Annotated in this window: 15 protein-coding genes; 7 read left to right on the top strand and 8 right to left on the bottom strand. The window is 67.2% G+C overall.

All coding sequences use genetic code 11. The features are described 5' to 3' along the window. Positions 1-126: 126 nt before the first annotated feature. Together hisC and FHT19_RS13695 are read left to right on the top strand one after the other, a co-directional pair. Entirely contained in the window at positions 127-1,269 is a 1,143-nt protein-coding gene (gene hisC, locus FHT19_RS13700) for a histidinol-phosphate transaminase (protein WP_169475597.1), read from the top strand. Next, positions 1,266-2,192, top strand: a complete 927-nt coding sequence (locus FHT19_RS13695) for a prephenate/arogenate dehydrogenase family protein (protein ID WP_169475596.1) — start codon at positions 1,266-1,268, stop codon at positions 2,190-2,192. Before hisC ends, FHT19_RS13695 begins: the two co-directional genes overlap by 4 nt. 21 nt (positions 2,193-2,213) lie before the next feature. On the opposite strand, the gene FHT19_RS13690 is transcribed toward FHT19_RS13695, so the two are convergent. Further along, positions 2,214-2,390: a hypothetical protein gene (locus FHT19_RS13690; RefSeq protein WP_168555893.1), complete on the bottom strand. Its 177-nt coding sequence runs from the start codon at positions 2,388-2,390 to the stop codon at positions 2,214-2,216. 259 nt (positions 2,391-2,649) lie between these two features. Then, positions 2,650-5,793, bottom strand: coding sequence for an autotransporter domain-containing protein (locus tag FHT19_RS13685; protein ID WP_168555894.1), 3,144 nt, complete (start codon positions 5,791-5,793; stop codon positions 2,650-2,652). Positions 5,794-6,045: 252 nt separating this feature from the next. On the opposite strand from FHT19_RS13685, the gene FHT19_RS13680 reads away from it, so the two are divergent. Further along, the gene (locus FHT19_RS13680) at positions 6,046-6,828 is read left to right on the top strand and encodes an RNA polymerase sigma factor (protein WP_169475595.1); all 783 of its coding nucleotides are present in this window, start codon (positions 6,046-6,048) and stop codon (positions 6,826-6,828) included. Continuing rightward, positions 6,825-7,751 (top strand): hypothetical protein, encoded by a 927-nt coding sequence (locus tag FHT19_RS13675; RefSeq protein WP_169475594.1) that lies wholly within the window; start codon positions 6,825-6,827, stop codon positions 7,749-7,751. Before FHT19_RS13680 ends, FHT19_RS13675 begins: the two co-directional genes overlap by 4 nt. 56 nt (positions 7,752-7,807) lie before the next feature. Here FHT19_RS13675 and FHT19_RS13670 read toward each other — a convergent pair whose 3' ends face one another. Then, positions 7,808-8,512 (bottom strand): virulence factor, encoded by a 705-nt coding sequence (locus FHT19_RS13670; protein WP_248290462.1) that lies wholly within the window; start codon positions 8,510-8,512, stop codon positions 7,808-7,810. 75 nt (positions 8,513-8,587) lie between these two features. Here FHT19_RS13670 and FHT19_RS13665 point away from each other — a divergent pair, with 75 nt between their 5' ends. Continuing rightward, on the top strand, positions 8,588-9,274 hold the full coding sequence (locus FHT19_RS13665) for a response regulator transcription factor (protein ID WP_168555897.1): 687 nt from the start codon (positions 8,588-8,590) through the stop codon (positions 9,272-9,274). Positions 9,275-9,291: 17 nt separating this feature from the next. Next, positions 9,292-10,641 (top strand): HAMP domain-containing sensor histidine kinase, encoded by a 1,350-nt coding sequence (locus FHT19_RS13660; RefSeq protein ID WP_248290461.1) that lies wholly within the window; start codon positions 9,292-9,294, stop codon positions 10,639-10,641. A gap of 47 nt (positions 10,642-10,688) precedes the next feature. Here FHT19_RS13660 and FHT19_RS13655 read toward each other — a convergent pair whose 3' ends face one another. Then, positions 10,689-14,054 (bottom strand): glycosyltransferase, encoded by a 3,366-nt coding sequence (locus tag FHT19_RS13655; protein WP_168555898.1) that lies wholly within the window; start codon positions 14,052-14,054, stop codon positions 10,689-10,691. Positions 14,055-14,446: 392 nt separating this feature from the next. Here FHT19_RS13655 and FHT19_RS13650 point away from each other — a divergent pair, with 392 nt between their 5' ends. Then, positions 14,447-15,295: a class III extradiol ring-cleavage dioxygenase gene (locus FHT19_RS13650; RefSeq protein WP_169475593.1), complete on the top strand. Its 849-nt coding sequence runs from the start codon at positions 14,447-14,449 to the stop codon at positions 15,293-15,295. A 52-nt stretch (positions 15,296-15,347) separates the two neighbouring features. On the opposite strand, the gene FHT19_RS13645 is transcribed toward FHT19_RS13650, so the two are convergent. The 4 genes from FHT19_RS13645 to ileS all read right to left on the bottom strand — a co-directional run bounded on the left by FHT19_RS13645 (position 15,348) and on the right by ileS (position 21,486). Continuing rightward, complete coding sequence (locus FHT19_RS13645; protein WP_168555900.1) at positions 15,348-17,399, bottom strand: TonB-dependent receptor; 2,052 nt, start codon at positions 17,397-17,399, stop codon at positions 15,348-15,350. 398 nt (positions 17,400-17,797) lie between these two features. Beyond that, on the bottom strand, positions 17,798-18,211 hold the full coding sequence (locus FHT19_RS13640) for a DUF3035 domain-containing protein (RefSeq protein WP_168555901.1): 414 nt from the start codon (positions 18,209-18,211) through the stop codon (positions 17,798-17,800). Positions 18,212-18,214: 3 nt separating this feature from the next. Next, the gene (lspA, locus tag FHT19_RS13635; RefSeq protein ID WP_168556104.1) at positions 18,215-18,694 is read right to left on the bottom strand and encodes a signal peptidase II; all 480 of its coding nucleotides are present in this window, start codon (positions 18,692-18,694) and stop codon (positions 18,215-18,217) included. Between the two features lie 35 nt (positions 18,695-18,729). Beyond that, complete coding sequence (gene ileS, locus FHT19_RS13630) at positions 18,730-21,486, bottom strand: isoleucine--tRNA ligase (protein WP_169475592.1); 2,757 nt, start codon at positions 21,484-21,486, stop codon at positions 18,730-18,732. Positions 21,487-21,574: the final 88 nt, after the last annotated feature.

Genomic DNA, 21,574 nt, shown 5'->3' with positions numbered 1-21,574 from the left:
ATTTCGGCATGCCGAAATCCAGGGTTGCGGCACCGGCCCGCTCCCCCAACGCCGAAACGCAAGTTTCGGCCAGAAACGCTGCGCCGCTTGAATTGCGCGGGGCTTGGCGTAAAGCCCATCCCCATCATGACCGACCAGATCGCGCCCGTAAGCACCGCCGCCCGCCCGCAGCCCAAGGCCTGGATCAAGGCGATCCATGCCTATGTGCCGGGCAAATCGACGGGTGCGGATGGCCAGCCGCTGATCAAGCTGTCGGCCAACGAGAACCCGCTGGGCACCAGCGCGGCGGCGGTGGCGGCGCGCGGCGCGGTGGCCAATGCCGCGCTCTATCCCGATCCCGACAGCAAGGACCTGCGCGCCGCGTTGGCCGCGCTGCACGGGCTCGATCCGGCGCGCGTGGTCATGGGCACGGGCTCTGACGAACTGCTGCACATCGCCGCCCAGGCCTATGCCGGGGTGGGCGATGAAGTGCTGTTCGTGCGCTATGGCTTTTCGGTCTATCCCATTGCCGCGCGGCGATGCGGCGCCACGCCGGTGGAAGCGGCGGACGTGGATTACGGCACCGATGTCGACGCATTGCTGGCCGCGGTAACCCCGCGCACGCGCGTGGTGTTCCTGGCCAATCCCAACAATCCCACGGGCAGCTATATCGGGCGGGACGAGCTGGCGCGGCTCCATGCCGGGCTTCCGGGCGATGTCTTGCTGGTGGTGGACCAGGCCTATGCCGAATATGTTGCGGCAGAGGATGACGACGGGGCGCTCGATCTGGCGCGCAGCGCGCCCAACGTGCTGGTCACGCGCACCTTTTCCAAGATCTATGGCCTGGCGGGTGAACGCATCGGCTGGGCCACCGGCCCGGCGGACGTGGTCGACATGCTCAACCGCATTCGCGGGCCGTTCAATGTCTCGCTCACCGGCCAGGCGATGGGGCTGGCGGCCGTGGCGGACCAGGCTTTCGTCCAGGCCTCTGCCGCGCATAACCGGGGCGAGCGCGCGCGCTTTGTCGCCGCGCTCGAAGCGCTGGGCAACCACGGCCTGCGCCCCTTGCCGAGCCAGGCCAATTTCGTGCTGATCGAGTTTTCCGGCGCGCTCACCGCAGAGGCCGCCTATCTCGGGCTGATGGACGCGGGCTATATCACCCGCTGGCTGCCCGGCCAGGGCTTGCCGCAGTGCCTGCGCATCACCATCGGCACGCCCGAGCAGATGGACGCGATCGCCGGTGCACTGCGCGCGATGGTCCAGGCCCAGCCCGAACGCGCCGGGCAATGAGCCTGCCGTTCGCGCGCATCGCGGTAATCGGCCTGGGGCTGCTGGGCGGATCGGTTGCCCTGGCGGCGCGCGCGCGCGTGCCGGGCGTGGTGGTCACCGGCTATGATGCCGATCCGGCAGTGCGTGCCCGCGCGGCGCAGATCGGCCTCGCCACGACCATTGCGCAAAGCCCGGCCGAGGCCGTGGCCGATGCCGACCTGGTGGTGTTCTGCGTGCCGGTGGGCGCGATGGCAGCGGCGGCGGCCGCCGTTGCACCCTATCTGCCCGCGGCATGCGTGGTCAGCGATGTGGGATCGAGCAAGGCCAGCGTGCTCAAGGCGCTGGGCGAGGCGCTGCCTGGCGCCACGATCGTGCCGGCGCACCCCGTGGCCGGGACCGAGCAGAGTGGCCCGGACGCCGGCTTTGCCACGCTGTTCGTGGGGCGCTGGTGTATCCTGACACCGCCCGACGACGCCGATCCCGCTGCCGTCACCGCCGTTTCCGCCTTCTGGGAGGCGCTCGGCGCGAAAGTGGAGATGATGGACGCCGCCCACCACGATCTGGTGCTGGCCGTCACCAGCCACTTGCCCCACCTCATTGCCTACACGATCGTGGGCACCGCGTCTGATCTGGAAGAAGTGACGCAGAGCGAGGTCATCAAATACTCGGCCGGCGGGTTTCGCGATTTCACCCGCATCGCCGCGTCCGACCCGACGATGTGGCGCGACGTGTTCCTGCACAATCGCGATGCGGTGCTGACGATGCTGCAAGTCTTTACCGAAGACCTGACCGAACTGCAAAAAGCCATCCGCAAGGGCGATGGCGCGGCGCTGTTCGACCATTTCACCCGCACCCGCGCCATTCGCCGCTCGATCATTGCGATGGGCCAGGATGACGCCCGGCCAGACTTTGGCCGTGACCATGGCGTTGCCGACCAGCCTTGAGGCCGGCGGCCTGGCTTGCCCTTATGCGTCGTTGGCAACGCCGGTGTGCTGTTCCTGATCCATCACGCGGGCGTGCCAGATGTTGCGCCCCACGAACACGCCCACGATCGTCAGGACCACGATGATGGCAACCACCAGGCCGGCGCGGGCAAAGCGGCGGGAGCGGCGTTCGGGCGGCAAGTTGCGGGGATCTTCCATCTAGGCTCCTGTTGCAGATCTGTTTGTTCTGCAACGCGGCAGCGCCGCTTTCGCTCCGCGTCCCGGCCCCGCGCCCTGCCCGCCAAATCGGCAGGCCCAGCAAAAAGGGGCGGCAACCGCGTGGTTGCCGCCCCTTTTTCTGTTTTCGCGTCCGGGCTCAGAGTGTGATGACGTTTCGTTGAAACGCCTTCACACTCTAGATATTTGTTGTCGCGCGATTTTTTGACAAAAACCGGTGCCCACTTTTTGTCATCGCGCTTTAGAGCGCGATGCTGAGCGAAGCGCGTACGTTGGGAGCAATGCCGCCGTTGGTCGGCTTTTCCGCCCCGGCCGAGATCTTCCAGGTGTAGTCCAGGCCGCCCTGGAGAATGCCGACCGAGCCGATCCAGGCCGAGCTCTGGTTTTCCGGGGTGAGCGTGAAGGACTGGCCCGAGCCGAAGATCGCCGTGGTCTGGCCCAGGTCGCCCGAAAGGTGGCTGCGGCGGCCGAAGTCGGCTTCCACGGTGAAGGGGCGCCCTTCGTAGCTGCTGGGGCCACGGCTCCAGGCAAAGCCCAGGGTGGTGGTGGCGTTGACGGCGGTGCTGGTGCGGCCGCGCACCAGCAGGATGATCGCGTCGGTACCGGTTTCCTGGTAGCCGTTTTCCTTGAGGCGGAAGTACTCGATGCTCGCCTTGGGCTTGATCTTGAACGTGTCGCTCAGATTGAAGTCGTAGGTGAAGCCGCCGGTGGCCGAGATCGAGTGGCCCTTCCAGCCGCCGTGCGCGGTGTAGGTGATGTCCGAAGAATCGACCGTGCCGGTGAAGGTGCGGTCAAGCTTGTAGGACGAGCGGCCATAGCCGACGCGGGCGAAGGTGTAGAGCTTGCCGAATGCCTTGCGCCAGAAGGCGTTGATTTCGATGTTGTTCACGCCCAGCGACTGCTGGTTGTGGTTGTTCACCGTGCCGCTGGTCCAATCGAAGTAGGCGCCGATGTTGCCCAGCGACGTGGCGCGTTCGAGGCCGAGCGAGACACCACCGCCGCTCAGGCTGTAGCCGATCGAATCCCCGTCGTGCTTGCTGGCACGGAAGTAGAGCGGCTCCAGCCACATGCCGGTGTTGCTGATGGTGAACAGCGACGAATCGTCGGCCACGTGCAGCGCCGCCTGGCGCGAACCGCGGGTGACGAAGTCGAACGCGCCGCCGGCATAGTCGGGCAGCAGTTCGTTGAACTGGCTCTGCATCGCGCTGGTCGTGGTCATCTGCAGCAGGCTGGATTCCAGCGTGCTGTAGCTGGCCGCATTGCCGATGATCGCGTCATAGGCAGCGGCCTGGGGCGACGTGAGGCCCAGCTCGGTGGCGGTCTTGCGCGCCAGGGTCAGTTCCAGGTCGTTGCCCGACTGGGTGATCGAACCCTTGAACAGGATCGGCAGCGAAAGCGAGCTGGTGGTGACATTGCTGCCGCCGGTCAGCGTGCCGGCCGACACGATGTCATAAGTCCCGGCCGCGTTGGCGAACGAGGAGATCGTCACGCCGATCTTGGAGCCGCTGTTGAAGGTCACCGTGTTGGCCACCAGCTTCGACGCGGTGCCGGTGGTGCCATCGACATAGACGCCCAGCGTGCCGCCGGAATTGACCGTGAGGCTGTTGATCGTGGTGGTGTCGGTGCTGTTGGCGCCGAACGAGCCGCCGTTGACCGTCACGCCCAGCTGCGAACCGCCGCTGATCGTGCCCTTCCAGATCGCCGAATCGGCCAGGGTCAGCGTGCCGACCTGGTCATTGAGGATCAGTTCGCCGGTGAAGCGCGAATTGCCGGCCATCGACATGGTGGCCGTGCCGGTGCCGAAATCGATATCGCCGATCCACTTGGCGTCGTCGGCCAGCTTCACGGTGTCGTTGCCCGCGCCCAGGTAGGCGTCGCCGGTCACCTTGCCAGATTCGATGTCCACCGTGTCGTTGCCGCTGCCGGTATAGATGTCGCCGGTGATCGCGGTGTAGACGGTGGCGGTGTCCACGTCATAGCCCGAGGCGGCCTTGTCGGTCTTCTGGCTCGCCGCGTCGGTGCTGTTGAGGTACTGCGTGATCGTCACGCCGCTGGTGTTGGCCGAAAGGTCGATCGCCGCGTTCTTGCCGGTGGTGGCGCCGCTCACGGTGATGAAGCCGGTGTTGTTGACCGTGGTCAGCGTGCCCGAGAGATCGCGGATGCCATAGAGGTTGCCGGTGGAAACCTCGCTCGCCGTCGCCTTGATCGTGCCTTCGTTATACAGCGAAGTGGCCGTGACGCCCGAATTGATCAGGATCGCGGTGGCATCGCTGTTGACCGTGGTGGCCGAAACCGTGCCATAGACGCCGATGCCGTTCGAAAGGGTGACGGTGCCGCCCTGGCCGCCCAGCACCACGCCATAGGAGCTGAGCCCGCTATAATAGGCCGAAGCGCCCACGCTGCCGTCGATCGCCACCGAATAGGTGCCGGTGGTGGCCGTGACCGAACCGATCGTGGTGTTGCTGGTGCCGCCGATCAGCAGCGCCGGGCTGGTGCCATAGGACTGGATCGAGCCGGTGGTTTCGGTGGTGCTGCCGCTGCTCGATGCCACGGTGACGATCACGCCGCCGGTGACATTGCCCGAAACCTGTACCGCAGCCTTGCCGCTGCTGAGCGCGGAGGGCGAGAGATACTGCGTGGTGGAATCGTCGGCGGTGTAGCTGACCGCCTGGCTCATCGCGCCGTCGATCTTCACCGTGCCGGTCACGTTGCCGTTCACGACCACGGCCTGCGCGCCCTGGCCGATCACCGAGACGGTTCCGCCGATGTTGAGGTTGCCGGTCACGTTGCCGGTCTCGATGCCCACCGAGCTGTCACCCTTGACGCTGATCGTGCCGGTGTTGGTGATCGAGCCGGTCAGGTCCGAATCGACGACGATGCCGCCGGAATTGTTGCCTTCGACCGAGATCGTGCCGCTGTTGGAAATCGTCGCCGTGGTGGCGCTGCCCGACAGGATGTGGATGCCATAGCGGCCGGTGAGCTGCGAGACCGAGCCATCGACGACCGAGCTGTTGCCCAGCACGTCGGGCGTGTAGTCTTCGGTGAGGGAGATCGTGCCGGCATTGGTGATCGTGGTGGTCACGCCCGAGCTGACGGCGATGCCCGCGCTGTTGCTGTAGCCGCTGAGCGTGAGCGACCCGCCCGAGTTGACGTTGACCGTCTTGGAGGAATCGACCGTCACGGCCGTGGCGCTGCCACTGGCCAGCTTGATCGCGCCGCCGCTGGCAACGGTGACGTTGCCGGCCGAGGACGTGGTGAGCGGGGTCAGCGTGCTGGTGCTGACCGTGGTATCGGCAAGCGCGGGGGTTGCGCCCGCCAGCAGGGCGACGGGAATCGCCAGCGGGGCGGCGGAGGAAAGAAAACGAATCTTGGGGAGGCGCTGCATGGGCTCTCGTCTCGTTGGGCAAAAGGGCCAGCAGGGGCAGGCCGGTGGCATCATTGGGGGCTTCATATCCGGGGCCGGCCGGCTTTACCAGTGCCTGAAATGCGCCGAAACCACTATCCGTCGCAAGCGAAGATGAAGAAATGTTCAGAGAATTTTGGTGATCGTAAATATGGCGTTCAGATGGTACGATGCAGCAGGGCATCGGGACAAGGGAATGGACGGAGCAACCATCGTGCGCGACGGGTGGACCGCATGACCTTTTGCGGTGACGTGCAGGGCGATGCCCTTGCCTTGGGCGACGACGCCCCTGGTCCTCTTTCGACAGGGCCAGTCACCGATCATCAACACGTCGGCAGGGCCGCGTCAGCCGCCTATGTGCTGGACGGCAGCGCCATCGGCGTGGCCGGCCTCGATCTGGCACGGGTGGACGACGTGGCGCTGATGGCGCGCGTGGGCCAAGGATGCCAGGCCTCGTTTGCCGTGCTGGTGGAGCGCCATGCCGCGGCGCTCTATCGCGTTGCCGCGCGCATGCTGGGCGACGGGCACGAGGCCGAGGACGTGGTGCAGGACTGTTTTGCCCGCATGTGGCAGAACGCGCCGCGCTGGTATCCCACCGGCGCGGGCCTGATCGGCTGGCTGCACCGCGTGGCGATGAACCTGTGTTTCGATCGCAAGCGGCGCTTCCGCGTGGTGGTGACCGACGACCTGCCCGACTGCGCCGACCAGGCCCCGTTGGCCGATCGCATGATCGAGCAGCGCCAGGCCTGCGCGCAAGTGGCAGCTGCCCTCGCGGATCTGCCGGAACGCTATCGCGCCGCGCTGGTCTTGTGCTATTACGAGAACTTCTCCAATGCACTTGCGGCCCAAGTGCTTGATCTTAATATCAAGGCGATGGAGTCGCTGTTGTTCAGGGCGAGGCGGCAGATGCGGGAACTGCTAGAGGCGCGCGACGTCACATGCCGTGACGTGGCTTTTGTGGGTGCGGCCGCCGTGGCCGATGCCTCGGCCAATCCGGGCGCCGGCGCGCACGCGTGACCGGCAAGCTTCCCTGCGTGGCCGATCCCGGCCAGGATCTTGCGACCGGGCGCGATGCGGCTCCCGTTCGTGCGTCCGATCGCATGTCTGACGCCGCGTTCGACCAGCTTCTTTCCCTTCACGATGCGCCGGCCCTGCCGGCCGGCCTTGCCGCGCGAATCCTGCGCGAGGTGCCGTTGCGCCCGCAGCTTGCCGGCGCAGGCCACGAACTTGGCGATATGGCGCTTCATGCGGCCGTGCCCGGCACCATGCCCGGCGTGGCGCGCGCGCGTGGACAGGTCGTGCCGCTGCGCGTGGTCGGCGGCACCGACCATGGCGGCCGGCGCCCCATGGCAACGCGGCTTTCGGCCTGGCGCGGCGCGCTGCTGATGCTGGGCGGCACCGGTATCGGCGCCTTGGCGGCCAGCATCGCCGCGGTGGCCCTGTTCGGCTCTCCTTTCCAAAGCGCGCCGCAAGGCGCACCGGCCGATGCCGGCGCGGCGGCGCCCGCCCTGGTGGCCAGCGCGGCGCCAACCGCACCAGCCCGTACCCAGGCTTCCGCCACGGCTGCGGCACCCGCCGCCGCCGCACCGGGTGGCCGCGCCCAGCCTGCCGCGTTGGCGGCCAACGCGGCCCCGGCCCTGCCTTCGCCGCTCGCCTCGCCCCCGGCCGATACCAGCGATCCCGATCCGGTGCTGCCCCCGGCAGCGCCCGATCGAACCAAGCTGGCCGCGCAATCGCCCGATCCGGGGCCGGACCAGCCCGGCCAGATGGGCCCGACGCTGGGCCCCACGCGCGGCGCGATGGGGCCGTTCCTGCCGCAGGGCTATGGCTATAGCGGCGGCATCGGCGGGGTTCCGGGCGGCATGGGGCCAGGCAGCGCCATTCCCGGCACGATGCAGTCCATGCCCGGACACATGCCGGCTGGGCCCTCGTTGCCCTGACAAGCGCGGCCCTGCGCTTGAAATCGTTCCTCTGACTTCGCCACGCCTTGCACCGTTCAGTGCATCGGCTGGGGTGGGTGGAGCGCGGCATCGGCGCTGATCTGGGCCAGGCGGTGATTGCCCAGCGGCACGCGGCGCGCTCCGTCCAACTGGGTGGTGCGGCACAGGCTGTCGGTGCTGTCGTTCTCGAAAATGCAGGTCACGGGCAGGCCGTGCAGCAGCCGAACGGTGCGGCGCGGATCGCTGTCCGGCGCGCCGGGATGGAACAGGCCGCCGGGATTGGCCTGGAAATAGACCGTCCGCGCCGGCGCGACCAGCACGACCGAGGCGATCCGTGCGCGCAGATCGGCCGGCACCGCGCCCAGCCCGGTATCGAGCACGCCGGCGCCGAATGCCGCGCCGATCAAGGCGATATGGGCCGCGTGGCTGCGCGCCAGGGCCTGGCGCATGGTATCGGCCACCAGGGCATCGACAAAGGCGCGGTCGCGGCCCACGCCGAACAGCGCGGGCGAATTGACCGTAACGACCGGCAGGCCGCGATCGCGCAACGCCGCGATCGTGCCGCCGCCCGCGCCCAGCGCCAGGCCCATGTCGCCCGAAAAATAGACCACCACCAGATCGTGGCGCGGCGGGCCGAGCGGCCCGCGATAGAGCACGGCCTGGCGATCGAAATAGCCGCCAGCCGCCATCGTGCCGCCGGCCACTGCGGGCAGCGCGGCAGCAAGGGCAAACAGCTTGCGACCAAGAAAGCCAATAGCCATGATGCACCGGCATGATCCCTGCGCCCTGTCCGGGCAGTGGGGGCAAGATTAACTCGTTGTCATGGAAAGTCGCACGTGGCCGGACGCATTCTGCTGGTTGAAGACGATCCCCAGATCGGGGACTACATTGCGCGCGGCTTTGCCGAGGAAGGCTTTACCGTCGACCGCGCCGACAATGGCCGGGACGGGCTGTTCCTGGCCACCGACAGCCAGTTCGACGTGGTCGTGCTCGATCGCATGCTGCCGGGCATGGATGGCCTGGCCGTGCTCAAGGCGCTGCGCGCGGCCGAAGTGGAAACCCCGGTGATCGTGCTTTCCGCGCTGGGCAGCACCGACGATCGCGTTGCCGGGCTTACCGCCGGGGCCGACGATTACCTGGGCAAGCCGTTCTCGTTCGCCGAATTGATGGCGCGGGTCCAGGCGCTGATGCGGCGCGGCACCGGGCGGCAAAAGGCGCAGGACACCGTGCTGCGCTGCGCCGATCTGGAGCTGGACCGGCTGACCCGCCAGGTGAAGCGGGGGCCGCGCAAGATCACGCTCCAACCGCGCGAGTTCCGCCTGCTCGAATACATGTTGCTGCACCAGGGCGAGGTGGTCACCCGCACCATGCTGCTCGAAGCGGTGTGGGACTATCATTTCGACCCAGGCACCAATGTGATCGACGTGCATATCAGCCGCCTGCGCCGCAAGATCGACGATGGCGAGGAGCAGGCCCTGTTCCACACCGTGCGCGGCGCGGGCTATCGCATGGCTGCCGATTGACCATGCTCGCCCGGGCCATGCGCCAGCGCCCGCTTTCGCCCACCATGCTGCGCCTGGTCGCGGCGGTGTTCGTGCTGCAATTGCTGTCGAGCGCGGCGGCGATCTTTTTCCTGCGCACCCAGATGCTGGACGTGGTGCGCGCCGATCGCGAAGACCAGGTGATCGACGTGCGCGACGATCTGCTGGCCGCGTTCTACAGCGGCGGGCGCGATTCGCTGGACGATTTCATTCGCGACCAGCGCGGCAGCGTGGCCGATCCCGGCGTCTTCGTGACGCTGACGGGCGGCGCGCGCGCGACGGTGACGAGCAATATCGATTTCGTGCCGTCGATCGCGCCGGGCCCGCGCCCGCAACCGGTGCTGGTGCGCCGCGGGGATAGCGCCAACGACCAGGAAGCGCTGGTGCTGGCCAGCACTTTGCCCGACGGCGCGCGGCTGACCGTGGGGTTGATGGGGGCGAGCGAGCGGCGCTTCAACCTGGCCTTTGCCGCCGCGATCGGGTTGACCATTGCCGTGGCCGTGGCGCTGGCGCTGGTCAGCGCGGTGGTCCTGGGCCTGGCGATCAGCCGCCGCACCCACGAAATCGCCAAGGCGGCCGAGGAACTGGCGGCCGGCAATTTCGGCATGCGCCTGGCAGAAGGGGAAAGCGGCGACGGGTTCGACCATTTGCGCCTGCAGATGAACCAGATGGCCGAGCGCATTGCCACGCTGGTGGCCGAACTGGGGGCGGTTTCGGGCGCATTGGCGCACGATCTGCGCTCGCCGGTCACGCGGCTTTCCGCGGCGATCGACACCGCGCTTGCCCGCGTGGACGAGCCGGGCGCGATCGAAGCGCTCCAGGCCGCGCGCGCCGATGCCGATGGCCTGCGCGCCATGTTGGAAACCGCGCTGGAAATCAGCCGCCTCGAAGGCGGCGCGGTGCAAGACCGCCGCGTGGCGCTCGATCTGGCGGCCGTGGCGGCCGACATGGTCGAACTCTATGAACCCCTGGCCGAACAATCGGGCGTGACCTTGGCGCTTGATCTGGCGCCGGCCTGGGTCATGGCCGATCGCGAGTTGATCTCGCGCGCGCTGGCCAACGCCATCGACAACGCGCTGAAATACGGCGGAAACGCGATCACTGTGCGCACCCGCGCGGCGGATGGCGAAGCCACCCTGGCCGTAGCCGACAATGGCCCCGGCATCGCCCCCGAAGACCGCCCTCGCGTGGTCGAGCGCTTCGTGCGGCTCGACAACGCGCGCACCCGTCCGGGTGGGGGCCTGGGCCTGTCGATGGTCAACGCCGTGGCGCGGCTGCACCGGGGGCGCCTGGAACTGGATGAAGCGCCCGGTGGCGGGCTGGCGGTGACGCTGCACGTGCCGGCTTAGGGACCAGCCCCTCCACCCCCGCCGCTGGCTGGTGGAGGGGCCTCGGTTCAGGACCCTGTATTCACCCGCCCGGTGCGTTCCAGCTTGCCCCAGCCGATGCCCAGGCCCGCGAGCGCGGCGCTGACCGCGCGGATCACCACGCCGTACATCAGCTGGCGATAGACGAAGCGCTGGCTGAGCAGGAGGAACGCGGGCAGCCGCTTTTCGCGCACGTCGAGCCGGAAGGCGACCAGCCCGCAGGCCAGGTCGATCAGCGTGAAGCCCAGCCAATAGACACCCATGCGCAGCACGTCGGTCTGGGTCTGGGCCCAGCCATGCTGGATCACCCGCACGATCGTGCCCACGATCGAGATGCCCAGCGCCAGGTCGATCAGCGGCGAGGCGATGGCAAAGGCGATCTGGAACAGCCAGGCCTGGGGAATGCCGATGAAGGCCAGGCCCGAGGGGCGCTGCTGCGCCACCACGGCGCGGTGCTTCCACAGGCATTGCAGCGTGCCGAATGCCCAACGGAAGCGTTGCTTGCCCAGCGCGCGCAGGGTTTCGGGCGCTTCGGTCCAGGCCACGGCGTCTTCGTCATAGGCCACTTTCCAGCCATGGCGCTGGATCGCGATGGTCAGGTCCTGGTCTTCGGCCAGGGTGTCTTCGGGATAGCCGCCGACGTCGTTCAGCGCCTCGCGCCGCCAGGCTCCCACCGCGCCGGGCACGACCATGATCGCGTCGAAGCGGGTGAGGGCGCGGCGTTCGATGTTCTGCGCCGTCACATATTCCACCGCCTGCCAGCGGGTGACGAGGTTGACGCGGTTGCCCACCTTGGCGTTGCCCGCCACGGCGCCGATTTCCGGCTTTTCGAACCAGCGCACCAGCTTGCCGATGGTTTCGGGTTCGAACTGGGTATCGGCATCGAGCGCCACGATGATCTCGCCATCGGCGGCGGCGAGCGCCCGGTTGAGCGCGCTGGCCTTGCCGCCGTTGACCAGGGTCATCAGCGTCACGCGCGGATCGCCGCCGAACGCGTCGGTCACGATTTGGCTGGTTGCGTCCTTCGATCCGTCGTCGGCCACGATCACGCTGAGCGCGGGATAGGTGCTGGCCAGGATGCGGTGGACTGAAGCCTCGATCACCCGCTCTTCGTTGTAGGCGGGAATGATCACCGTCACGCGCGGCTGGTAGGGCGGCACGTCGGGCGCACGGTTCAGCCAGGGCAGGTCGACGCGGCGCTGCGGGAACAGCGCCAGGCCGGTTAGCCCCAAGGCGCGCAGGGTGCCGAGCGCGATGGCGAAGAAGAACGTCCAGTTCAGCGTGGCGAGCGCGGCGGCGAGCACGGCAAAGATGCCGATGTCGAGCTGCACGGCGACGAGGTCCCAGCCCTTGACCACGGGCATCACGTCATCGCGCTTCATGCCTGCCAGCGTGGACACCGGCACGAAGCGATAGCCCTGGGCCTGCAACTGTTCGATGATCCGGGGCAGCGCGGCCACGGTCTGCGAACGGTTGCCGCCGCCATCGTGCAGCAGGATCACATTGGCGGAACGATCGGCATTGCCGCCATCCACCGCGCTGACGGTGAGCTGCACCACCTGGTCGGCCGGGCGGCGCATCCAGTCGCCCGGGTCGGCGTGGAGGCCGACGATCGTATAACCCTGCTTCTGGGCGATCAGCGCGGGATCGAGTTCGTCGGCCGTGGTCGGCTCGGCGTCTCCGAAATAGGGCGCGCGGAACAGGCGGGTGGAGCGGCCGGTATAGGCCTCTATCAGGCGCTGCGTGGCATTGAGTTCCAGCTTGATCCCGGCCGGGGTGCTGTTGGCCATGTTGGGGTGGGTATAGCTGTGGTTGCCGATCTCGTCGCCGTCGGCCACCATGCGTTGCAGCAGGCCACGGTTGGCCACCCCGTTTTCGCCGATCACGAAGAACGTGCCGGGCACGTGGTATTTCTCCAGGATCGAGAGGATCTGCGGCGTCCAGGTCGGATCGGGGCCATCGTCGAAGGTCAGCGCGACCAGCTTGGGCCGATCCCCGGTGCGGCGCACGACATAGGGCGTGGGCAGCGTGACATAGCGTTCGTCCGTGACGAGGCCGAGGCGATGGTCGGTATCGAGCGAGCGGGTGCCGGGCGTGGGAGTGGCATCGATGCGCAGGATTTCGCCGTTGCCTTCCACGTCCACGTTGCTGCTTTGGGTAATGCGCGAAATGTCGGGCAGGGTCTTGGCCCCGCCGTGCCAGGCCTGCAGCACGGGCCAGAAGCCGGGGTCTTCCGAACCCAGCCGCCACAGCGCCACCGAACCCACGCCCAGCTGGCGCAGCATCAGCATCTGGTTCCAGCTGGTGGCGGCATCGAGCAGCCACACGTCGTGGCGCACGGCAGGCGTGCCATCGGCGGTATCGGCATCGTCGTCATAGGCAAAGCCGACATTGCCGCTGGCCTTGTCCCAGCCCGGCGTGGTGCCGCTGTCGTGCGCGGCCAGCCAGGCTTCTTCCACGGTCAGCGCATCGGCATGGCCTTCATGCCAGTCATAGCCATAGCTGCCGAGCGCGACCACCGCCTTGCCGGCGGGAACGCCCTTGAGCGCGGCGGAAACACGGCCGATGAACCACGGATTGGAGGCGATCGGGCCGGATTGGCCGCCTTGCCAATGTTCGTCATAAGCCATCAGCACGATCTTGTCGGCCACGTCGGCAAAGGCGCGCGGGTGCCAGTTTTCATCATCGACCGGCATGGTGATCGAGACCAGGCGATGCTTGGGCGCCAGGCGCGCGTGCAGGTCGGCGGCAAACTGGTGCAGGCCGGGCAACGCGCCCTGGGGCAGGCTTTCGAAATCGATCATCACCCCGGCATCGCCCGACTTGTCGAGCGCGGCGTCCACCGCATTGGCCAGCGCCAGGCGGCGCGCCGGGTTGTTCAGCACGGCAGCCGTGCCCGCGCCGTCCCAGCCGGCCGCATCGCTCACGTTCTGCAACACCGGCACCACCAGCGGGCGGCGCAGCGATCCGGCGATGATCCGGCGCATCGGCGCATCGTCGGTCACCGTCAGGTGGCCGGCATGATCGAGCCCCATGAGCGTGGGGGCCACCCAGTCGATCTGGCCGACGTGGCGCTGCAGCGCCCCGGCGCTTTCATCGCTTTGCGCCTGGTAGAAACCGATCGTGATGGGGGCGGCCTGAACCCGCGCCGGCACCACCGCGCGGTGGCCGAACAGCGCGGCCAGGCGGTGCGACAGGCGGCTGACCTGGGTTTTCAGCGGCAGCGGCGCCAGGCGTTCCTGGGCAAATGCCAGCGGCTCACGCGGGGTGACGGTGGCCACCGTGGTGGCAAAGATCACGCACATCGCCACCAGCACGGCCAGCACGGCAAAGGCAAGGCGACGAGTCCAGCGGCGGCGCTGGCCGGTGGGATCGAAGAAGATGGGGCGTGGCACGGCCGGTTTTTCCGAACTGCAAAGGTTGTGGAGCCGCCGGGAAGGGCAAAAGCCTTCTGCGCGTTGTCAGCGACCGGGAAACCGTCAGATCGGGAAAGCGGCGCCTGCGCGAAGCGGCAGGGGTGACGGTGAGCAGCCCAGAGCGGAACCGGAACAGGGGACCGTCACGTCGCGGATCCAGAGCTGCTCACCGTCGAAAAGCGGTCTAGCCTTTCCGGTCTGCCGGGGGCGTGATCAAATCATTACGGTTTGGCCATGGTGCCGTTTCCCCCGTGCGCCCGTATGGTGCGTGTGAACCCGGTGTTCGAATTGCCCCAACAAGATGCACAGGCTTTTGCCTGCTGTCACAAGCCCCGACAATCCTTAAATAGGACGGGAAAGGATGGTTTCCTATGCAGCAGCCGGTTTTCTTCCTCTCGCACGGTGGCGGGCCCTGGCCTTGGCTCGATGGCCCGTTCCGCGATGGCTTTGCCTGGCTGGAAGCCTCGCTCAAGGCGCTTCCCGCGCAGTTGCCCGCCCGCCCGCGTGCGGTATTGGTGGTTTCGGGGCATTGGGAGGAACCCGGCTTTACCGTGTCCACCGCGGCGCAGCCGGGCATGGTCTATGACTATTTCGGCTTTCCCGAACACACCTATCACATCCGCTATCCCGCGCCGGGCGCGCCGGACCTGGCCGAGGAGGTGATCGCGCTGGCGGCGGCGGCGGGCATTCCGGTGGGCCGCGATCCCGCGCGTGGGTTCGATCATGGCACGTTCTCGATGCTCCAGCCGATCTGGCCGGAGGCGGACATCCCGGTGCTCAGCCTGTCGCTGCGTGCCGATTACGACGTGGCCGCGCACCTGGCGCTGGGCCGTGCCCTGGCGCCCTTGCGCGACGAGGGCGTGCTGATCGTGGGTTCGGGGTTCAGTTATCACAACTTGCGCCAGTTCAGCGCTGCGGCTGCGGCCCCTTCGGCTGCATTCGATGCCTGGCTGCGCCACACGCTGCTGGACCTGGCGCCAGAGGCGCGCGCGGCCGCCCTGCTGCAATGGGACAAGGCCCCCGCCGCGCGAATCTGCCACCCGCGCGAAGATCACCTGATTCCATTGATGGTGGCGGTCGGCGCGGCCGGGGCCGATCCTGGCGTCTGCGTCTATTCGGAAAACGACTTGCGCGGGGCGCTCACCGCATCGAGCTATCGCTTTGGCGCGGGCACCGCGCCCAGCCCGTTCGACAAGGTCGGGCAATTGTTGAAAGCGTAATGGGTGGGCCCGGCCGGCTTGGGAAAACCCATGCCGACCGGGCTCCGGCACATCAGAACGTTGCGGCCTTGAGCACGAAGCGCACCGAACGGCCCGGCATCACCACCAGGTCCTTGTTGAGCGCGGTGGCCAGGCGCTGGGTATCGTCGGTCAGGTTCTGGCCAACGATGGCCAGTTCGATGCCCGGATGGCTCTTGAACGGGCGGAACGCCACGTTGACGTTGAGGTTGTTGTAGCCATCGGTGGGCGTGTCGAAATCGCCTGCCTTGTCCTGCCGGCCATAGTGGCTGAACATGATCCCGGCATCGATCGTCTTGCCCGCCCAGGCAAAGCCGCCGCCCACGCGATAGGGCGGGATGCGCGGCACGTTGCTGCCGCTGTCGAGCGTGGCGCGGGTATAGTCGCCCAGCACCTTGGCGGTGAACGTGCCTTGGTCGGTCTTGACCAGTTCCTGGCTCATTTCCGCTTCCAGGCCGCGGAACTTGGCGCCTTGCTGGCGATAGAACAGCTCGCGCAGTTCGCCATCGGTGCTGGCAGTGCACACGCCATCATCGTCGCAGGTGCGCCCCGTCAGGTCGCCATAGATATAGTTCTTGTACCAGGTGTAATAGGCCGAGCCGGTGAAGCTGAAGCCGCCCTGGCGCACGCGCAGGCTGCCTTCGAGCGAATTGGCGCGCTCTACCTTGAGGTTGGGATCGCCGGTTTCGAAGGTCTGCGGGCCATCGTGGGCGCCGCGGGCAAACAGTTCGGTCAGCGCCGGGGCGCGGCCGGTGCTGGAGAAGTTGAGGCCCAGCTTGACCGCCTGCACCGGGGTGTAGAGCAGGCCGATGGCGCCGCTGACGGGCGTGTACTTGCGCACCGTGAACGCGTCGTCCGCCGGGGTGCCGGTGATGCGAACGTGCTCCACGCGGCCGCTGGCTTCGACATGCAGCGGATCGGCCAACTGGATTTCGGTGAACAGGTAGCCGGCAATGTTCTGGCTGGTCGCCGGGTTCAGGTAGCTGCTGTCTTCGCCGATGGCCGAGAAATCGCGGTGCTGGTATTCCACGCCCAGCGCGGTGTTGCGCACCGGCCCCACGGCGTTGAGCAGCAGTTCGCCGCGCCCGTTCCATTCCTTGTTCTTGAACGTGGTGTTGACCGAGCCATCGGGATTCTTTTCCTGATGCTGGTAATCGCCATAGCTGCCGTCGAGCGTGAAGGTCTTGAGCAGGCCCGAATCCAGCGCAAAGCTGTTGCGGCTCATCACCTTGGTCTGGCGCATGTCGATATAGGTGGTGTCGCTGGGAATGCCGTAGCGCGCGTCATAGTGCGTCACCGCCAGGCCCACGTGGCTCTTGTCGCCGGGCAGGAAATAGGACCCACCCACCGATCCGCCCCAGCCGTTGAACCAGGAGTTCTGCTGGGTGCCCAGCGGGGTGTCATAGTTGTCGGTGGTGCGCCAGAACCCGTCGGCGTGCAGCGCCAGCTGCCCGGTCTTGGTATCGACCAGCGCCGCGGTTTCCACGCCCTTGTTCACCGTGGTGTAGCTGGTGCTGGCTTCGGCCGAGAGCGCTTCGGTCGGCAAGCTCATCGGCACGCGGTTGTTGATCGTGTTGACCACGCCGCCGATCGCCTGGCTGCCATAGCGCAGCGTGGCCGCGCCGCGCACCACTTCGATCGAGCGGGCCGAGAGCGGATCGATGGGGATGCCGTGGTCGGGGCCGATGTCCGACACGTCGGAGCTGGAGGTGCCGTCTTCGAGCAGGCGGACGCGGTTGCTGTCCATGCCGCGAATGATCGGGCGGCTGGCGCCAGAGGCAAATCCGGTTGCCGAAACGCCCGGCACGTCGCGCAGCGAATCGGCAATGCTGGAGCCGCCGGCGCGGGAAATCTGGTCGGCATCGACGCGCGCGGAAACGGTGGGCGTGTCGTCGATCAGGTGGCCAAACGGCGTGGCGGTGACGATGATCGGGCTGCTGCTGCCCGACCCGGTGCCGTCCGAACCTGCCTCGCTGGCATCGGCTGCGGCGTTGGCGCCGCTATCGGCGGGGGCCGGCGCATTGGCCCAGGCAGCGGCGGGCGCCAGGGCCAGGACCGCTGATCCCAGCATCAGGATGGAACGCATCGAAATCTCCTCCATAACCTTGTTCGCGCCATGGGCTTTCGGGGGGATGGCCCAAGGACACGCATTGTCGCAGCGCCCGCAACGGCTGCGGGCGTCGTATTCGTTGGCCTCTCCGCCGCGCTCGTTCCCTTGTTCGGGAACGATATAACATTTCATGATGAGGCCCGGCAAGCGCCGGGACGCGGGCGCTTTCTGGCCATGTTTCACCTGAACGCAGGATGAAGCAGGGCGAAAAAGTGCTTGGGCTTGGGGGCTTGGTGAAGATCGCCGAACGGGCAGGGCACCCACCCTTCCTGCCATCTTCACCCCGGATCAAGTCCGGGGTGACGTTGCGAGAAGAGCAAAGAAAAAGGCCCGCAATCTCTGCAGGCCCTTTTCACATGCAGGCGCTGGCGCGATCAGCCCGGAATCGAGGCGCGCGCTTCCTGGCCATCGCCCTGCGGCGCGGAGAGGATATCCTTCACCTGCGCGCCCTTGGCCACGGTGGTGGTCTGCGGATCGCCCACGGTGCTGCGAATGCCGGCTGCCGAAGCGCCGGCCTTGCCCAGCGTGTCGGTTTCCACCGCGCTGCGCGGCGCCGGGCCGCCGAACAGGGCATCGAGCGCCTGCTTCGACGAATCGACATCCTGCGGGCGCGGGGCGCCGGGGTTGGGCGGGGTCAGCGCGAAATCGGGCGGCACGACCAGCGGCGCCTGGCGGCTGACGGCGAATTCGTCCGGGCGCACGTGGTTGAACAGCGAGCTGCTGGAACTGCACGCAGCCAGAAGGCTCCCGGCCGAAACGAGAAAGGCAAGGGCGGCGGCTTTGCGCATTACTTAGATCTCCGTGGGGCTGGGGCTGCCCGAAGCGGGCTTTTCGCGCGAAAACAGCGAACGGGCAAGCAGGATCAGCACACCCAGCGTGATTGCCGCGTCGGCAAGGTTGAAAATCAAAAAAGGCCGAAATTCGCCGAAATGAAGGTCGGCATAATCGATAACATAGCCGCGGGTGAAGCGGTCATAGATGTTGCCCATCGCCCCGCCGAGCACGAGGGCGAGGCCAGTGAGTTCGCCGAGCGCCTTTTCGCGCAGCATCCAGATCACCACGCCCAGCGCGATCAGCCCGGTCATGGCCAGCAGGGCCAGCTTGCCTTCGCTGGAATTGGCGCTGAACAGGCCGAGCGACACGCCCAGGTTCTGCGTCCAGCGCAAGTTGAAGAAGCTGGTGATGTAGATCGCGCCTTGTTCGGGCAGGGCCAGCGGCCCGGCGATCCACGCTTTCACCCCCCGGTCCAACCCGAACGTGCCCAGCGCCATAGCAAAGCCGGCCAGGCGATTGCGCGTGAACAGGCTCACGCGGTTTGCCCGTCGAGCACTGCCACCACGCTGTCGCAGCGGTAGCACAGCGCGCCATCCTCGCGCACTTCGGGCAGATGGCGCCAGCAACGGCCGCACTTGTGGTCATCGGTTCGGGTCACGGAAAGCTCCTGCCCGCGCGAAACTGTCGCGGTGATGAACAGTTCCGCCAGACCGCCTTCGGCTTCCGGGGCATCGGCCGGCACGGTGACCTTGGCTTCCAGGCCCGAGCCCAGCACCTTTTCGCGGCGCAGCGGCTCGATCGCTTCGTTCACGCTGGTGCGCAGGGCGCGCAATTGCTCCCAATGCGCCAGGTCCGCCTGCACTGCCGGCAGTTCCGGCCACTCCAGCAGGTGGACCGACGCGCCGGCGTAGCGGCTCTGCCACACTTCCTCGGCGGTGAAGACCAAGACCGGCGCGCCATAGCGCACCAGGGCATGGAACAGCGTGTCGAGCACGGTGCGATAGGCGCGGCGCTTGGGGTCGGCCGGCGCATCGCAATAGAGGCTGTCCTTGCGGATATCGAAGAAGAAGGCCGAAAGGTCTTCGTTGCAGAACTCCGTCAGCGCGCGGACATACGTATTGAAATCATAGTCTGCCACCGCCTGCCGCAGGGTCGCATCCAGCCCGCCAAGGCGCGCCAGCATGTAGCGTTCCAGCTCGGGCATGGCATCAGGCGCCACGCGTTCGTCTTCGCTGAACCCTTCCAGCGCGCCGAGCAGGTAGCGATAGGTGTTGCGCAGCTTGCGATACTGGTCGGCCACGCCGGCCAGGATTTCCTTGCCGATGCGGTGATCCTCGGTGAAATCCACCGACAGGGCCCACAGGCGCAAGATGTCGGCGCCATAATCGCGCATCAGGTCCAGCGGGCTGATCGTGTTGCCCAGCGACTTGGACATTTTCAGGCCCTTGGCGTCCATGGTGAAGCCGTGGGTGAGCACGGCGTCATAGGGCGCGCGGCCGCGCGTGGCGCAGGCTTCGAGCAGCGAGGACTGGAACCAGCCGCGATGCTGGTCGCTGCCTTCCAGATAGAGATCGGCCGGCCAGCGCAGTTCGGGCCAGCGGCCCGATTCCAGCACGAAGGCATGGGTGGAACCCGAATCGAACCACACGTCGAGAATGTCGGTGATCCGCTCGTAATCGTCCACCTGGTACTTCTCGCCAAGGTAGAGCTGCGCGCGCTCGTCATCCCAGGCGTCCACGCCCTCGGCCATCACGCCGGCGATGATGCGGGCATTCACTTCCGGATCGGCCAAGTACTGGCCGGTCTGGCGATTGACGAACAGGGTGATCGGCACGCCCCAGGCGCGCTGGCGCGAGAGCACCCAGTCGGGCCGCCCTTCCACCATGGCGCCGATGCGGTTGCGGCCCTTTTCCGGCACGAAGCGCGTGGCGGCGATGGCCGCGACGGCCTTTTCGCGCAAACTGCCATCGTCGCGCTGCTGATCCATCGGCACGAACCACTGCGGGGTGCAGCGGAAGATGACCTTGGCCTTGGAGCGCCAGGAGTGCGGGTAGGAATGCTTGTAGTCCGCGCTTGCAGCCAGCAGCGCACCCACTTCGGCCAGCGCCGAACAGATCGGGCCATCGGGGGCGTTGAACTTGGGATTGATCACGCTGCCCTGGCCGGCCAGCCAGCCCCAGTCCTCGCGATACTTGCCATCGGCGGTCACGGCGAACTTGGGCTCGATCCCGTGCGCCTTGCACAAGTCGAAGTCGTCCTCGCCATGGTCGGGCGCCATGTGGACCAGGCCGGTGCCCGATTCGGTGGTGACGAAATCGCCCGCGAGCAGCGGGCGCGGGTCGGCAAAGAAGCCGCCCAGCGCGTGCATCGGGTGGCGCGCCACGGTGCCGGCGAGGTCTGCGCCTTTGCCGCTCCACAGCGGGGCATCCAGCGTGACGCCAAAGCGCGCGGCGGCTGCCTCGGCCAGTGGCGCGGCCAGCAGCACGCGCTTGTCGCCCGCCTGCACCAGCACGTAATCAACGTCCGGCCCATAGGCGAGCGCCTGGTTGACCGGGATCGTCCACGGCGTGGTGGTCCAGATCACCGCATAGGCGCCCTTGAGCGCTTCGACCGGCGAATCCGTGATTTCAAAGGCCACGTCGATCTGGGTGGAAACGATGTCCTCGTATTCCACTTCGGCTTCGGCCAGGGCGGTCTTTTCCACCGGGCTCCACATCACCGGCTTGGCGCCGCGATAGAGCTGACCGGATTCGGCGAACTTGAGCAGTTCGCCCACGATCGTCGCTTCGGCCTGGAAATCCATGGTCAGGTAGGGCCGGTCCCAGGCGGCGTTGATGCCCAGGCGCTTCAACTGCTCGCGCTGCACGTCCACCCACTTCTGGGCATAGGCGCGGCATTCGGCGCGGAATTCCTTCGGCGGAACCTCGTCCTTGTTCTTCTTCTTCTTGCGGTACTCTTCCTCGACCTTCCACTCGATGGGCAGGCCGTGGCAGTCCCAGCCGGGCACATAGGGCGCGTCCTTGCCCAGCAGGGTCTGGGTGCGCACCACCATGTCCTTGAGGATATGGTTCAGGGCATGGCCGATGTGCATGTCGCCATTGGCATAGGGCGGGCCATCGTGGAGGATGAACTTTTCCCGGCCCGCGCGCGCGACGCGCAGCTGGCCGTAAATGTCTTCATCCTGCCAGCGCGCGAGAATGCCTGGCTCCTTTTGCGGGAGTCCGGCTTTCATCGGGAAATCGGTCTTCGGCAGGAAGACGGTGGATCGATAGTCGCGCGTTTCGGTCATGATCGGCGGGCCTTAGCGCCGGCTGGGGATTCCTGCAAATGCCGGATGCAGGAAGTGGTGAGAGCCTTGCCCCACGTCTCATCCTGTC

It is taken from the genome of Novosphingobium sp. SG919 (assembly GCF_012932495.1).
In the GTDB taxonomy this organism is placed as follows: domain Bacteria; phylum Pseudomonadota; class Alphaproteobacteria; order Sphingomonadales; family Sphingomonadaceae; genus Novosphingobium; species Novosphingobium rhizosphaerae.
This window is presented reverse-complemented; position numbering and strand designations above follow the sequence as displayed.